The 13,865-nt window shown below is 38.4% G+C and carries 13 protein-coding genes; 4 read left to right on the top strand and 9 right to left on the bottom strand.

Annotated elements, in window-relative coordinates:
• A complete protein-coding gene (locus MK403_RS06955; RefSeq protein WP_000571616.1) occupies positions 1 to 651 on the top strand; it encodes an ABC transporter ATP-binding protein in 651 nt (216 codons plus the stop codon).
• Between the two features lie 104 nt (positions 652 to 755).
• On the opposite strand, the gene MK403_RS06950 is transcribed toward MK403_RS06955, so the two are convergent.
• From MK403_RS06950 to MK403_RS06940, 3 genes are read right to left on the bottom strand one after another with little or no spacing between them, the layout of a single operon-like run.
• On the bottom strand, positions 756 to 1,028 hold the full coding sequence (locus MK403_RS06950; protein WP_268709379.1) for a PspC domain-containing protein: 273 nt from the start codon (positions 1,026 to 1,028) through the stop codon (positions 756 to 758).
• Between the two features lie 59 nt (positions 1,029 to 1,087).
• Positions 1,088 to 1,531: a SprT family protein gene (locus MK403_RS06945; protein ID WP_268709378.1), complete on the bottom strand. Its 444-nt coding sequence runs from the start codon at positions 1,529 to 1,531 to the stop codon at positions 1,088 to 1,090.
• A complete protein-coding gene (locus MK403_RS06940; RefSeq protein WP_268709377.1) occupies positions 1,518 to 3,647 on the bottom strand; it encodes a Tex family protein in 2,130 nt (709 codons plus the stop codon). Before MK403_RS06940 ends, MK403_RS06945 begins: the two co-directional genes overlap by 14 nt.
• 136 nt (positions 3,648 to 3,783) lie before the next feature.
• On the opposite strand from MK403_RS06940, the gene MK403_RS06935 reads away from it, so the two are divergent.
• From MK403_RS06935 to MK403_RS06925, 3 genes are read left to right on the top strand one after another with little or no spacing between them, the layout of a single operon-like run.
• Complete coding sequence (locus tag MK403_RS06935; RefSeq protein WP_000268696.1) at positions 3,784 to 3,915, top strand: SPJ_0845 family protein; 132 nt, start codon at positions 3,784 to 3,786, stop codon at positions 3,913 to 3,915.
• Positions 3,916 to 4,821 carry a permease gene (locus tag MK403_RS06930; protein ID WP_268709376.1) on the top strand — a complete coding sequence of 302 codons (906 nt, stop codon included), beginning with the start codon at positions 3,916 to 3,918 and terminating at the stop codon, positions 4,819 to 4,821. It abuts the gene before it with no gap.
• Positions 4,818 to 5,636: a TIGR03943 family putative permease subunit gene (locus MK403_RS06925; RefSeq protein WP_268709375.1), complete on the top strand. Its 819-nt coding sequence runs from the start codon at positions 4,818 to 4,820 to the stop codon at positions 5,634 to 5,636. The genes MK403_RS06930 and MK403_RS06925 overlap by 4 nt, the downstream gene beginning before the upstream one ends.
• Before the next feature lie 681 nt (positions 5,637 to 6,317).
• On the opposite strand, the gene MK403_RS06920 is transcribed toward MK403_RS06925, so the two are convergent.
• The 6 genes from MK403_RS06920 to xerA are packed head-to-tail and all read right to left on the bottom strand — an operon-like array spanning position 6,318 to position 13,747.
• Positions 6,318 to 6,929 carry a tetratricopeptide repeat protein gene (locus tag MK403_RS06920; protein WP_268709374.1) on the bottom strand — a complete coding sequence of 204 codons (612 nt, stop codon included), beginning with the start codon at positions 6,927 to 6,929 and terminating at the stop codon, positions 6,318 to 6,320.
• A 17-nt stretch (positions 6,930 to 6,946) separates the two neighbouring features.
• Positions 6,947 to 7,999 (bottom strand): hypothetical protein, encoded by a 1,053-nt coding sequence (locus MK403_RS06915; RefSeq protein WP_268709373.1) that lies wholly within the window; start codon positions 7,997 to 7,999, stop codon positions 6,947 to 6,949.
• Between the two features lie 8 nt (positions 8,000 to 8,007).
• Positions 8,008 to 8,781 carry a nucleotidyltransferase domain-containing protein gene (locus MK403_RS06910; protein WP_268709372.1) on the bottom strand — a complete coding sequence of 258 codons (774 nt, stop codon included), beginning with the start codon at positions 8,779 to 8,781 and terminating at the stop codon, positions 8,008 to 8,010.
• 17 nt (positions 8,782 to 8,798) lie between these two features.
• Complete coding sequence (locus MK403_RS06905) at positions 8,799 to 12,149, bottom strand: DEAD/DEAH box helicase family protein (RefSeq protein ID WP_268709371.1); 3,351 nt, start codon at positions 12,147 to 12,149, stop codon at positions 8,799 to 8,801.
• A 28-nt stretch (positions 12,150 to 12,177) separates the two neighbouring features.
• The gene (locus MK403_RS06900) at positions 12,178 to 12,837 is read right to left on the bottom strand and encodes a restriction endonuclease subunit S (RefSeq protein WP_412080613.1); all 660 of its coding nucleotides are present in this window, start codon (positions 12,835 to 12,837) and stop codon (positions 12,178 to 12,180) included.
• A complete protein-coding gene (xerA, locus tag MK403_RS06895) occupies positions 12,782 to 13,747 on the bottom strand; it encodes a site-specific tyrosine recombinase/integron integrase (protein WP_268709369.1) in 966 nt (321 codons plus the stop codon). The genes MK403_RS06900 and xerA overlap by 56 nt, the downstream gene beginning before the upstream one ends.
• Positions 13,748 to 13,865 lie beyond the last annotated feature (118 nt).

Here is a 13,865-nt window from a genome sequence, read left to right as displayed (position 1 = left end):
ATGATTGAATTACAACATATTTGGAAACAATTTGGTTCTCGTATTATTTTTTCAGACTTGAATCTGAATTTTCAAAGTGGTATGGTGTATGCTTTGATAGGAGATAGTGGTTGTGGAAAAACCACTTTGCTCAATATGCTTGCAAAACTAGAGACTTTCGACAAAGGAGAAATCGTTTACAAAGGAAAGTCTTTGACTTCTCTAAAAAATGAGGAATTCTATCGTAACGAGCTAGGTTATCTCTTCCAGAACTTCGGACTATTAGAAAGTCAGACCATTCGAGAAAACCTTGAGCTGGGACTGATTGGCAAAAAGCAGAACAAGAAACAAGAAAAAGAGAGACTTCTTCTTCAAGCACTACAAGCTGTCAGACTAGATTATCTAAGCCTCAACCAAAAAATCTATGAATTATCTGGTGGTGAGGCTCAACGCGTAGCACTTGCTAAGATTATCCTGAAAGATCCTCCTTTAATTTTAGCCGATGAGCCTACCGCCTCGCTAGATCCAAAAAATTCCAAGGAAATTATGGAAATTCTCCTTGAACTTCGTAATGCTAATAGAACAATTATCATCGCAACTCACAATCCTAGTATCTGGAAAATGGCTGATCAGGTAATTCATCTCTCTCAAGATGGAAAAGAATATACTTAAATACCAAAATCCCTTGTGGCTAAATAACCACAAGGGATTTTCAGTCATTTATGCTGCTTCTTTTAAGTAACATAGTGCAAATAATAAATACTTCCTGTTAAATCTCACCAAAACCAGCCATCATCATTATTTATTGGTTGGGCTTCTTTGATTTTTCGTGGTCCTGTTCCATACATTTCCGCATCAATCTCTTCCTTAGTTGGCAGGATAGAGGCAAGTATGATGTATATTATCACACCAATTCCAAAATTTGCTACGGTAAAAATGGCGAAGAGAAAGCGGACTAAGGTTACATCAAAATTCCACTTGTCTGATAGACCAGCTAAAACTCCCGATACCATGCGATTTCGTCTCACTTTATAAAATTTTGTATTCATGATTATTTCCTCTTTCGGTATTCTTACAAGTAGTATAGCATAAAACAGGTTCACAAACATCAGTCCTTAGGCCGATTTAAGATAACGAGTTTACCACGGCATACGCCACAGCGATAGCGTTTGGTATCAATCTTCCTCTTTCGTTGATAGGATTGCTGGCAGGATTGACACTGATAGACTAGGTAACTACTTTGGGCTCTCAAAGGTGGTACAAAGCGTAGTCCATCCACTTCTTTCAAAAGTTCCTTGAAATCTCGGTCCTTATGGCGATACCCCTTTTTCTGAAAATAAAGGTGATAGTGACAAAGCTCATGGCGCACGATCTTGCGAAAGACTTCCAAACCAAGTTCATTATAGACCTTGGGATTAAAATCCAAATGCCCATCCTTAGGGAAAAATCGCCCACCTGTCGTTCGCAGACGAGAATTCCACTGGGCTTGATGGGTAAAAGGCCTACCAAAGTCTTCGAGGGAAACAGACTGAACATACTCAGTTAGATTCATCTGGAGCTAGGAGCGACAGATTGACTTTTTCACGTTCAGTATCGATTTTCTTAACCCAAACCGTTACCAAATCTCCAACAGACACCACTTGGCTAGGATGTTTGATAAATTTGCGACTCATATGAGAAATGTGAATCAAGCCGTCCTCGTGAATCCCGATATCAACGAAGGCACCAAAGTCAACGACATTACGCACTACACCTTCCAGCTTCTGGCCCACTTTTAAGTCTTTGATATCCAAGACATCTTGACGGAGAACTGGAGCATCAAAAGAGTCACGAAAATCTCGACCTGGTTTGAGAAGGTCAGCAATGATATCTTTAAGGGTTTCTGGTCCAAGGTCAAGTTCTTGCGCCACTTCCTTGACTGAAAGGGACTTGAGTTTGCTTTGGGCTTCTTTATTCAAGTCCTTGATATCCAAGCGTTTCAAAAGCTCCTTAACTGCAGCATAGTTTTCTGGGTGAACTCCAGTATTATCAAGGATATTGCTACTTTCAGGGATACGGAGGAAACCTGCAGCTTGCTCAAAGGCTTTGGCACCTAGACGAGGAACCTTCTTAATTTGAGCGCGTGAAGTGATTTTGCCTTCTTCCTCGCGATATTTGACGATATTTTCAGAAATGGTTTTATTGAGTCCAGCAACATGGGAAAGCAGAGCTGGGCTAGCTGTATTGATATTGACACCGACTTGGTTAACTACCGTATCCACGACAAAATCCAGACTTTCAGACAGTTTCTTCTGACTGACATCGTGCTGGTACTGGCCGACACCGATTGACTTAGGATCGATTTTGACCAATTCAGCAAGAGGATCTTGCAAACGTCGGGCGATAGAGATAGCAGAGCGTTTTTCAACGGTTAAGTCTGGAAACTCCTGACGAGCTAGTTCACTGGCAGAGTAAACCGAAGCGCCACTTTCATTGACGATAACATAGCTAACTTCTGGAAAATCTTTCAGAACTTCCGCCACAAAAGCTTCACTTTCCCGACTGGCCGTTCCATTTCCGATTGCAATGATTTCCACACCGTATTGACCAATCAAGTCCGACAAATCTTTCTTGGCTTCTTCAATCTGACGAGCTGATGCTGGTTTAACAGGATAGATGACTTGAGTCGTCAGCATTTTCCCTGTCGTATCAACGACTGCCAGCTTGGCACCTGTACGAAAGGCAGGGTCAAATCCTAGAACCACGCGCCCTTTCAGCGGAGCAACCAAGAGGAGATTGCGCAGGTTGTCAGAAAAGAGTTGGATAGCCCCTTCTTCTGCCTTCTCAGTCAATTCTGTCCGAATGCGTCGTTCGATAGCAGGCAAGACTTTTTTCTTAACTGACTGTTGAACAACTTCATCTATATAGGCATTTTTCACCTTGAATCGGGCAGCAAAGAAAGATAGGATACGGTCTGTCGCATGTTCAAATCCGACTTTTAAGACACCTAGTTTCTCACCACGATTGAGAGCCAAGGTACGATAGCTCTGCATGTTGCCAACAGTCTCTGAAAAATCATAATAAATCTGAAAAACTTGTTTTTCATCAAGACTTTCATCCTTGACTTGCGAAGTGATTTTAGAGTGTCTCAACACTTCCTGATAGGTCATAGCACGTAAATTGACATCTTCCGATAAGGCTTCGGCCAAGATATCAACTGCTCCAGCCAAGGCTTCTTGACTAGTCGCAAATCCTTCACAGACAAACTTCTCGGCCTCTTTCTCTAAGTCATTTACGTTTTGCAAAATTAAGCGAGCAAGAGGAAAGAGTCCAGCTTCACGGGCAATGGTTGCCTTGGTTCGACGCTTTTCCTTATAAGGAAGATAGAGTTCCTCTACGTCTGCTAATTTTTCTGCAGCTAAGATAGCTTCTTCCAATTCCTTGGTCAGCTTGCCTTGTTCTTGAATCTTAGCTAAGACAGCTTCTTTACGGTCGTTGAGATTTGTCAGACTTTTATCCAAATCGATAATAGCCTTAATCGCTACCTCATCCAGACTACCAGTCATGTCCTTCCGATAACGCGCGATGAAGGGAATTGTCGCCCCTTCAGCCGTCAAACTTAGAACGGTATCGATTTGCTTTAAGGTTACACCCAAATCTTGGGAGATTTTTTCATATTTTTTATCCATGAATCTATTATACCATAAGGAACTGCTCTTGTTTTTCCTTACCTGTGTTTGCATCTTTGATTATCAAAATAAAAATAATCCCTTTTCCACAAAATAATAGTATAATAGAGGTAGAATATAGAAAAGAGGTAAGGCCATGGCTGTTAAATTTACAAAAACCGACGACTTGGACAAGATGTTTGAAGAATTCGCCAAACTTCCTGACTTAACACAAGTCACTTTCCCAGATGACAAAGACAAAAAAGAAAAAGTTGAGAAGAAAAAATAGATGACGATTTTCCAATCTCTTCCTCCTAGTGTATTACAAGCGGGAGCTATTTTTCTCTCCATCATGATTGAAGCCCTTCCCTTTGTCCTGATTGGGAGTCTCATTTCGGGATTGATTGAGGTCTATATCACACCTGATAAAGTTTATGAGTTTCTTCCTCGCAATCGTTGGGGGAGGATCTTTTTTGGTACCTTCATTGGCTTTCTCTTTCCATCCTGCGAGTGTGGAATCGTTCCAATCATCAATCGTTTTTTAGAAAAGAAAGTGCCCAGCTACACGGCAGTTCCCTTTCTGGTGACTGCTCCTATCATCAATCCCATCGTTCTTTTCGCTACATACTCTGCCTTTGGTAATTCAATAAAACTTGCCTTCTTGCGAGCGCTGGGAGCTATTGTGATTGCTTTGGTGCTTGGAATTTTCCTAGGATTTTTCTGGAAGGAACCCATTCAAAAAGAAGACCCTATCGCTTGCCATGAACATGACTTTTCACACTTGAGTCCTGCTAGAAAAGTCTTTCAGGTATTTATACAGGCTATTGATGAGTTTTTCGATATGGGGCGTTACTTGGTCTTTGGCTGTCTCTTTGCGGCTATCGTGCAGGTCTATGTCCCGACTCGGATCCTGACCTCTATCAGTGCTAGTCCAGTCCTTGCGATTCTCTTGCTCATGTTTCTAGCCTTTCTCCTCTCTCTTTGTAGCGAGGCGGACGCCTTTATCGGCGCTTCTCTCCTCTCGAGCTTCGGCCTAGCGCCAGTCCTTGCCTTTCTGGTCATTGGCCCCATGCTTGATATCAAAAATCTCTTCATGATGAAACACTATCTCAAAGCGCGCTTCATCTGGCAATTCATGGGCATCGTGACAGTGCTTGTCTTGCTTTATTCTTACATGATGGGGGTGATGCTATGATCCGATTTATCATTCTACTAGGTTATTTTGCTCTGACCCTTTATCTGAAGCTATCTGGCAAGCTTAGCCACTACATCAACCTCCACTATTCCTATCTAGTCTATATCTCCATGATCCTTTCTCTTCTGTTGGCTCTGGTCCAATTCTATATCTGGATCAAGAAAATCAATTCTCACAGCCATTTGGAAAGTCGCCGATCTAGACGAATCAGCATCCTTTTACTGTCACTACCTCTATTGATTGGAGTTGCCTTTCCTACAGTAAGTTTGGACTCGAGAACCGTATCTGCCAAAGGTTATCATTTCCCGCTTGCTGAGGGAATCGATACTGCTATTCAGGCAAGCGAAGGAACATCCAGTCAATACCTCAAACCCGATACCAGCACCTATTTTTCTAAATCTGCTTATGAAAAGGAAATGAGGGCTACTGCTGATAAATACCTATCCCAGCCAATCATTCAGGTTACAGACGAAAACTATATGGAGGTCATGGAAGTTCTCTATGACTATCCTCAAGAGTTTGAAGGAAAGCAAATCGAGTTTACAGGCTTTGTTTATAACGATCCTAGCCATCAAGATAGCCAGTTCCTCTTTCGCTTTGGGATCATTCACTGTATCGCAGACTCTGGTGTATATGGACTCCTGACTAAGGGAAACTCACGCCAGTATCCTGACAATACCTGGATTACTGCCAAAGGAACTCTCACTCTCCACTACCATAAAGAACTCAAACAAAAACTCCCAACACTGGAAGTTGAGAGTTTCACAAAAGTAGACAAACCAGAAAATCCCTACGTTTATCGTGTGTTTCAATAAAAAGTGACCCAACAACAGACAAATTACTTTTTAAAGTAGCTTGTCTTTTTTGTTCTCCTAGTTCAACAGAATCAACACACAACCTTTCAAACAATAGAAAAAGTCCCAAGAAATAAGATTTCTCGAGACCATAAAAATGTTAATAAGATAGGGTTGACAATCATCACATATCATAGCTTAACTGCAATAGAGTTGTGATAGAAAACGTTAATTTACTAGAAAAAATAAAACTCATATTAAACTGAATATTCAGTTTCTTACTGGCATAAAGCTATTTGAGTTTAATTTAACAACCACTAACCTCTATTAACGCCACCAAATGCTGAACCAAAAACGGAAGTAGAATCCTAAGAACATAATGTGCACCTCCTTTTGAAAAACGTTTTTCCATCTCAACTATATTATATATTTTCTTGTGGAGAATTGCAAATTTTTTCAGTCAAATTACTAGCTTTTTTCAAAAAAATATGATAAAAGACAAAATTTTATATTAAAAATAGTTATTGACTTTCGGTTTCTGTAAAATGAAGGTATAATATAAATGCACTAAGTCCCATAACTGGATTTTTCTGTCAAACTTTTGAGGTTAGTTCATAACTTCCAGTTGTTGAAATTATGAACTAGCCTCTTTTCTGCGCCATGAATCTCCGCTTTTTACTGTTTTTCTTCAGCTCAGTTGGACTACTTCTCATTTTGTAATAAAGCTCTTACCTCGTCTGCTCCAATTTTATCCTCAGCTTTTTCAAAGAGTTGAATAGATTGATAAAAATAATTTCGTGATTTATTTGAATTTTGCTTCAGATAAATCTCTCCCATCCCTCTATAGGAACAGGCTTGGGCAATGAAGTCCTCGGTTGTCAAAGCAAAATCTAGGGATTCTTGCATATAGCTTTCTGCCTCTTCTAGATTTCCCAACTTTAAACGAAGGTAGCCTTGTTCATAGTTGTTAACAGAAAATTTCAAAGCATCATTGGGAAAATATTTTTTTATAATTTGCATTTCCTGATCGATATAGAGTAGAGCTTTTTGAAAATGACCCATTTCCCTGTAAACCATCGCTAACTGATGATAGCCTATATGTTCATTTTCTTGGTCACTTTTAGTTCGAGCTAAGTCAATGTAACGCTGGTAGATACTTAAGCACTCGTTATAATTTTGCTCTTCAAGATAGATATAGCCCATCAAATTTAATAAACTAAAATTAGTGCAAGTTTCCAAAGAAAAATCAGCTTCAACTAATTTTTTAGCCTCTTCAATCTTGCCCTCAAACAATAATTCCCATGCTTGATTCATGCTTATTCTCCTGCATCTTACGTTGTATAGAAATCTATTGATAAATCGCTATCAGACTCGTATTTTTTCCAGGCTAAACTGAAACCATAATAATCCTGAAATTCAGGGTGCCAGTCATAATAAAGTGGGATACGACTATATTTTCTTGCAACAACTTCGTCTTCAAATTCTGGAGACTCACCTGCAGTAATACCAAATTGAAAACCATTTAGTTCCCAGCTATTGCCCCAAACATTTTCATCAGAAAGTACATCGATCCATCTCGAGGCATCAATATCAAAATCTGCACATAACTCCAATTCATAGAATCTTCTACAATTAATCTCTGAAGGTTTTATATAAAGGGCGCTATCAACTTGGTACTTTTTATCGCTGACTTGAATCTGTGTGATTTTCATTGGAATCGGAACTCCATTTAATTCTAACCAGAAATAGCCTAAAGGAGTTTTGATACTATAATATGTTTGCTGAGAGTTGGGGTTAGCGTTTTTAGAGCAAACATCTAGAATTCTTCCTAGCTTTTTTAAATTTCTAAAAACGTTTTTCGAAGTGATTGGGTCGAAATGTGAATACCTACGAATGACACGTTTTAACTTCTCAACAGGAAAAGTGATATCCTTTGGTAGGGCATGATACTTCTGTACAACTAAAGCAGTTTTTTCAGTATTTTCCTTCCCCACTGGGACAACAACAGCGTGTCCTATATGGATATTTGGGTCATCACAGATATAAGTATAACAATTCCCTCCCTCCTGAAACTCAACCACAACAAGATTTAACTCTTGATCTGGATCAAAGAGAGGCTCTACCTTTTCTACTTCTTGGCGCTCATAAAAAGTAAAGTGATCTCCATCCCCGTCTTCGCCAAAAACCATGAAACTGCCACACTCAGGGCACTTCCACATATAAAATGAGGCCTCTGAAATGTCTTCATAAGAAATTGAATCATTACCATCTTTTTTATTCATGATTTCTACTAAGAACTCATCCGAATAAACTGAATAAGCATTTGGATCAGGTGCTCTATGGTTGTTCATTGCTTGCCCGCATTTACATGTCCATTTACCCATAAAAAACCTCAGTCGTGGCCTAATTCTTCAAGGAAAAATTGATTTAGAGCTTTCCAGTCTTTCTTTTCCTCTCTAACACTTTGAACGTATGCATCCAACTCTTTGATATTTTTGATGATGTAGTATTGGATCGGCATAATCGGATCAATTTCCATACCCTCAGGTCCCTTTACCTTGATATCAAGCAATCTTGATACATGCACTTTCATCTCATCAGGAAGCAATTCTTTGACCAAATCGTCAAATAAAATTGGAGGAACAGAATGGTATTTTTCAATCCAACGACAGGCCAAAATAGGACGCAGCGCATAGAAATACTTTTTAGGTTTGACCTTGTCTCCTGAAAGATACTTATTCATTTGAGTTCTAGCAGTATTCAAGTAATGATACAGCATTTTCTTCTCAGAAAAATACTGGTTGGCAAGAGGACGTATGCGCTCAATAAAATCCGTTTGTTGATAAACAACTGGAGACTGTAACCATTCAAATAGTGTTGGATTTGACTTATAAAGGAGTTTTAAAGTCTTGTCTAAATCCCAGCCACTCACATCCCAAGTATCGTCAATTGGTAACTCGATAACATCACGCTGTTCATTTAAACGGAGATAAAAATCTCGCTTGTGTTTGTAGATAAATCGTACATCAAAGTCACTATCAGGAGACTCAAAGCCCCAGGCACGACTACCAGACTCGACAGCCCACAAAACTGTGACATCGTAATCATGCTCAATTTCTGCTAATTTTTCAGGTACCAGAACATTCATTTCTTCTTGTGTTTGCATTTATAACCTCTTATTATTTACGCTGTTTCTCCAGCTCGATCATTGATGAGTTCAATTGTTTGGACAATATTACGAAGTATAGGGAGTTGGTGTTGAAAGAGTAGTTGAACTGAACCATACGATTTAAACGGCTCTTGTGTTAAAACTTTGGTCTCCAAACAACCATTTTCTACAATGTAATCTACAATCAATTTCACAAAGGAAATCTGCTTGGCATTGAGACTCTCATCCGATAAAAATTTAGAAAAAACTTGATTGGCAGACTCTCTATCCAAACCAATAATCTCACGGACCAATCTAGGAATTGCCTTATTTTCATAATGTTGTTGGTAATCTGACTTGCTACCTAATTTTTCCCAAAGCAATGTTTCAAGTGCAAGTAAATCTTGAGAGGTCAATTTTTCATTATGGTATAACTTAGAAATTGCTTCATCATCTAGATGAGTTTTCAAATAATGTTCAACTTTTTCATTATAAGATCGCAGGTCATTGACTTGTAAATATGGCTTAGTATCATGGACAGTGGAAAGAATGTGATCATCAAAATTGACATAATATACAGTGCGTTCCGTTTTATCCAGAAACTGTAGTAAATCTCGAAAAGCAAGGCGTATTTTTTCCAGCTCAGATAAATCAACTTCTTCCCAAAATTCTGGCTCCTGTACTTTCCTGATGATTTCAGCCTGTGCAAAAACCTGTGGGATATTGCCAACCCTGGCAAGAGCTTTAGCTGTTTTCATAACTTGAGATATATGGATAGTTGCTGGCTTAGCCAACAGTCGTCCTAACTGTATCTGAAACAACCATAAATCAAATCGTCTCGCCATCTCGTCCTCTTTACTTTCTTCAAATAGAAGCGGAGAAAGATCTTTCTGGATTGTTTCACTTGTGACAGTCGTTAGATTTTGCCAATTTTCCAACTTCCTATAAGTATAAACTGTATCTAAGACCATACGAACCCTAAAGTCTAACTCATTTAAGCTCACCATACGCTCATGAAGTTCTGTGACGAGTTGCTGACGGTATTCTATAGCAAACTGATCATCTTGAAAATGAAGCCCCTGCAGTTCACGAATCAAGTCCACCTTGGTGTTAAACAAACGTTGAGTCAGAGAAACAATGTGACGGCCATCTCCCTCTCTCGGATCAGCTTTGAAATATTCAAAATTATCACCATAATCAAATACCAAGAAATTTTCCTTATCCTGCTCAGGTCCGAATAAATCTTTACAAAGACGGGTTCCACGACCAATCATCTGCCAAAACTTAGTTTTAGAACGCACTTTCTTGAAAAAGACTAAATTAACAACTTCTGGTACATCAATACCTGTATCCAACATATCAACAGAAATTGCGATTTGAGGGTATTTCTCCTTAATTTTAAAATCATCAATTAAGGTTTGATAATGCTTAATGCTATAATCAATCACTTGAGCATAATCGCTTCCTTTTTCAGGATAGCGTTCGTTAAAAATATCTCTGATGTATTCAGCGTGTCGATGGTTTTTAGCAAAGATAATGGTTTTACCAATTTCGTCACCTGAAGCTGTCTGAATCCCTCTTGTCATTAGTTCATCTAGAACAATTTTGACTGTTTTTTTATTGAAAATAGAGGTATTAAAATCCTCAGGATCAATATCTTTCTCAGAACTACCATCTTCAAATTGGCTATCAAAATATTCTTTTTCGTCTTGAGATAAATCATCGTAATGTAGACCATCCGTAGGTAGTTTCAACTTAGTTTCAATCGAATGATAAGCTACTAAATAGCCATCTTTGACAGCCTCTTCCAGATCGTATGCGTATGTTGGAACACCATTCTCCAAGTTAAAGAAACCGTAAGTATTTTTATCTAAATCTTGACGCGGAGTGGCAGTTAATCCTACAATCCGTGCATCAAAATAATCAAAAATTGATTTGTATTTCTGATAAATAGAACGGTGAGATTCGTCAATTATGATGAGATCAAAGTGCCCAACAGTGAAAGGGCGTTGGTTTACTTCTTCTTGATCACTAATCGCTCCTATCATAGTCGGATAGGTTGAAAAAACCATTCGACTAGATCGAGCACCATCTTTATCCTCTAAGAAATTGCAAACTGAAAGATCTGGAAGTAATTTCCTAAACGAGTCATAAGCTTGCTTAACTAGGGCTGTTCTATCAGCCAAGAAAAGAACATTTTTAACCCAGTTATGACGCGATAGGATATCAACTAGAGAAACCGCTGTGCGGGTTTTCCCAGACCCAGTTGCCATGACCAAGAGTGCCTGTCTCCGATTATTGGAGAATGCTTCACAGACACTTGTAATCGCATGTTTCTGATAATGACGTCCAGAAATGTCGTCCCTAATTTTGCTAGAAATATCCTCGAGTGGTTTTTGCAAGTGACGTCTGTCCATCAACAGTTGCAACTCTTCTTGAGAGTAGAACCCTGCAATCTGGCGACGATTAACACCATCAAGTATGTAGTGCTTCAAACCGTTGGTAATAAAGCAAATTGGCCGATAGCCGATTTGTTTCTCAAGAACTTCAGCATATTCCTTGACCTGTACTTCCCCTACTTCTGGATTTACAGATGCCTTTTTAGCTTCAACAATTGCTAGAACTTTCCCATTTTTGCCATAAAGGACATAGTCACAGTATCCAGTTCCTGTACCATGCTTCAAACCATGAACGGCTACCTCAACACGACAGTTTTCCTCAAATGTCCAACCTGCTAAACGGAGATCGATATCAATAAAGAGTTTTCTTGTCTCTGATTCAGATAGTTGATCGATATGGAAAGATACATCTTGCCGTAGAGCTGCTGTTTCACGTTTTTCAGTATAAGTCTCTTGAACAGCCAAGGACTGACTAGCCATCTGTTCATCGAAATCAGGAAGATCTGGCAAACTGTTTTGTAATTTCGCCATAGATTGTGGCGTTTCTCGAAACTTGATGTTTGCTGAAAGTGGCAATAACTGCTCGTCAAAATAACGCTCCACAAACTCGTTACTGTAGCAATAATCAATAAAATTGACAAACTGATACAAATGATGCAAAGCCAAAATCGCTTCTCGTTCCTTAATTTCTCCACCATGTGCAGCATGATTTCCCCATCGAATTAAAAGAACAATCTGCCTGTGGAGCTCAGGATCCACAATCTCTCTAAAATCATCATCCCATACCAAAGAAGATAAGGTAGCACGATAGGGAGCTTCTAAATATGAATCGTGACTATATATCCAATGAACAGCCTGCTCCAAAGCACGACGCGCCATAAAAGCAGTAGCCACAGTAGATGTCGCAATCATATTTTCAGCTTCTATACAAGGCTTTGAAAATGACTCGTATTCTGTATTTTCTAAAAGAAAGCTAAAATTTCCCATTTTTCTCTCACTTTGAATAAAAATATACCTATATTATACTAGATTTCAAGCTATTTCTCCACAGTTTTATAACTATCCCACAAGCAAATTGTGATTTGTCGACCTGAGCCACAAAGTCTGCGAACTCGTTTTGGAGGGAAAGAGGGGGGAGGGGGATGGAAATATTTTTGATCATCGATAAGTTAAAATTCTTTTGACGTACGCCTCTTTGTTGATTCAATAGCATTGATCTTAAATTTTGAATTACATAATAAACATATATAGTATCTGTGATTTTATCATCTAATTTCGCAAAAGCAATAGCTTGATTACAAGACATCACTTTAGTATTGATTGATGATTTTAAACCCGCAGTATCATACATTCCTAGTAATAAACTACCTTTTTCAATTATTTTTGCAGAACTACATTCAATTGCTTTTTTTGTAACTTTTTCAAAAGAATCTTTAATGTATTTATGTTCTAGTTCTCCTGATGTAATCCAAGGAATATGTCCTCTAAAAAAATCTTCTTCATTTCTTTTAGGAGTTCCACCGCTTTTCCATATTCCAAATTCTTTTAAAGCATGTTTTTCCCAACCCATTTCATTCAAAACAGGATCCCCAAACATCTCGTTAAATCGGGATTTGCATTTAAGAGATGAATTTTTGATGCGAATGTTTAACATTGCTTTGGTTGACCATGGCATAGGCCAGGGTTGTGTCAATTTTGCTGTGACCTAGTAGTTTTTGGACTTGTTCGATAGGCATTCCTTTATCAATCGCCTTAGTCGCTAAGGTTCTTCTGAATTTATGTGGATGAACCTTTTGTATTCCAAGTTTATGTCCTAACTTTCTCAATCGAATCTCGACACCCGCAATTCCAAGTCTCTGTGCTTCTCCAACTAGCGTTACAAAAAGAGCTGGATGACTATCTTTTCTGTCATTGAGATAGTTTCTTAAATGAATTTTCGTACGAGCATCAAAATATACTGGTCTCTCCTTTTTCCCTTTTCCAAAAACAACACACTCTCTGTTTTCAAAATCAATATCAGAACGATTCAACTGGACCAGTTCACCTACACGCATACCTGTTGATGCTAATAGGTCAATCATTGCCAAATCTCTTAAATTTTCACAATTATCCCTCATAATTTCCAGATGTTCATCCGTATAAGTTTCTTTTACAGTTTGTTCTGTTTTAATTTTTTTAATCCTTCGAATAGGATTCTTGATGATATATTCCTCTTGCTCAAGCCAAGCAAAAAAAGAAGACAATATACGCCGAATATTGTCCAAATTCGCCTTACTACAGTCCTTTTCAGACTGATAATTTGCTAGATAACTCCTTAGATCATCGGTTGTCAGTTGTGTCACAGACTCCTTAATATGATGAAACAAATTTTCAATTGTTCTCTGGTAATAACGTATTGTTTTTGCGCTACAGCCCTCCACCTGCTTAGCAGTGATGAATAGTTGCAACAAATAATTATTCGAATACTTTTGCTGCTTTTTTCCATCCACTAGATGACGCTCTAAACTCTCTCGCAATGCTAGTAATTGTTCATTGTTTAAAAGTGGTAGCATTTCTTGTATGATAATTGTCACTTTTGATTCCATAAATTCTCACTTTCATTATTTCTCATCAATAAAAAGAGGCAATATCAGTTTCCGCATTACAGAATTCTAATATTGCCTGTTCATTTATTTTCTTATGCTCATTTCAATCCAGCATACT

The sequence above is a fragment of the Streptococcus oralis genome (genome assembly GCF_026782285.1).
Lineage (GTDB): Bacteria > Bacillota > Bacilli > Lactobacillales > Streptococcaceae > Streptococcus > Streptococcus oralis_CG.
Note: the sequence above shows the minus strand (reverse complement) of the source record. Positions and strands in the feature narration are given on the sequence as shown.

Excerpts from the sequence above, each read along its gene's own strand:
- MK403_RS06955 (WP_000571616.1), top strand. The coding sequence starts at position 1 with ATGATTGAATTACAACATATTTGGAAACAATTTGGTTCTCGTATTATT.
- MK403_RS06950 (WP_268709379.1), bottom strand. The coding sequence starts at position 1,028 with ATGAATACAAAATTTTATAAAGTGAGACGAAATCGCATGGTATCGGGA.
- MK403_RS06945 (WP_268709378.1), bottom strand. The coding sequence starts at position 1,531 with ATGAATCTAACTGAGTATGTTCAGTCTGTTTCCCTCGAAGACTTTGGT.
- MK403_RS06940 (WP_268709377.1), bottom strand. The coding sequence starts at position 3,647 with ATGGATAAAAAATATGAAAAAATCTCCCAAGATTTGGGTGTAACCTTA.
- MK403_RS06935 (WP_000268696.1), top strand. The coding sequence starts at position 3,784 with ATGGCTGTTAAATTTACAAAAACCGACGACTTGGACAAGATGTTTGAA.
- MK403_RS06930 (WP_268709376.1), top strand. The coding sequence starts at position 3,916 with ATGACGATTTTCCAATCTCTTCCTCCTAGTGTATTACAAGCGGGAGCT.
- MK403_RS06925 (WP_268709375.1), top strand. The coding sequence starts at position 4,818 with ATGATCCGATTTATCATTCTACTAGGTTATTTTGCTCTGACCCTTTAT.
- MK403_RS06920 (WP_268709374.1), bottom strand. The coding sequence starts at position 6,929 with ATGAATCAAGCATGGGAATTATTGTTTGAGGGCAAGATTGAAGAGGCT.
- MK403_RS06915 (WP_268709373.1), bottom strand. The coding sequence starts at position 7,999 with ATGGGTAAATGGACATGTAAATGCGGGCAAGCAATGAACAACCATAGA.
- MK403_RS06910 (WP_268709372.1), bottom strand. The coding sequence starts at position 8,781 with ATGCAAACACAAGAAGAAATGAATGTTCTGGTACCTGAAAAATTAGCA.
- MK403_RS06905 (WP_268709371.1), bottom strand. The coding sequence starts at position 12,149 with ATGGGAAATTTTAGCTTTCTTTTAGAAAATACAGAATACGAGTCATTT.
- MK403_RS06900 (WP_412080613.1), bottom strand. The coding sequence starts at position 12,837 with ATGCCATGGTCAACCAAAGCAATGTTAAACATTCGCATCAAAAATTCA.
- xerA (WP_268709369.1), bottom strand. The coding sequence starts at position 13,747 with ATGGAATCAAAAGTGACAATTATCATACAAGAAATGCTACCACTTTTA.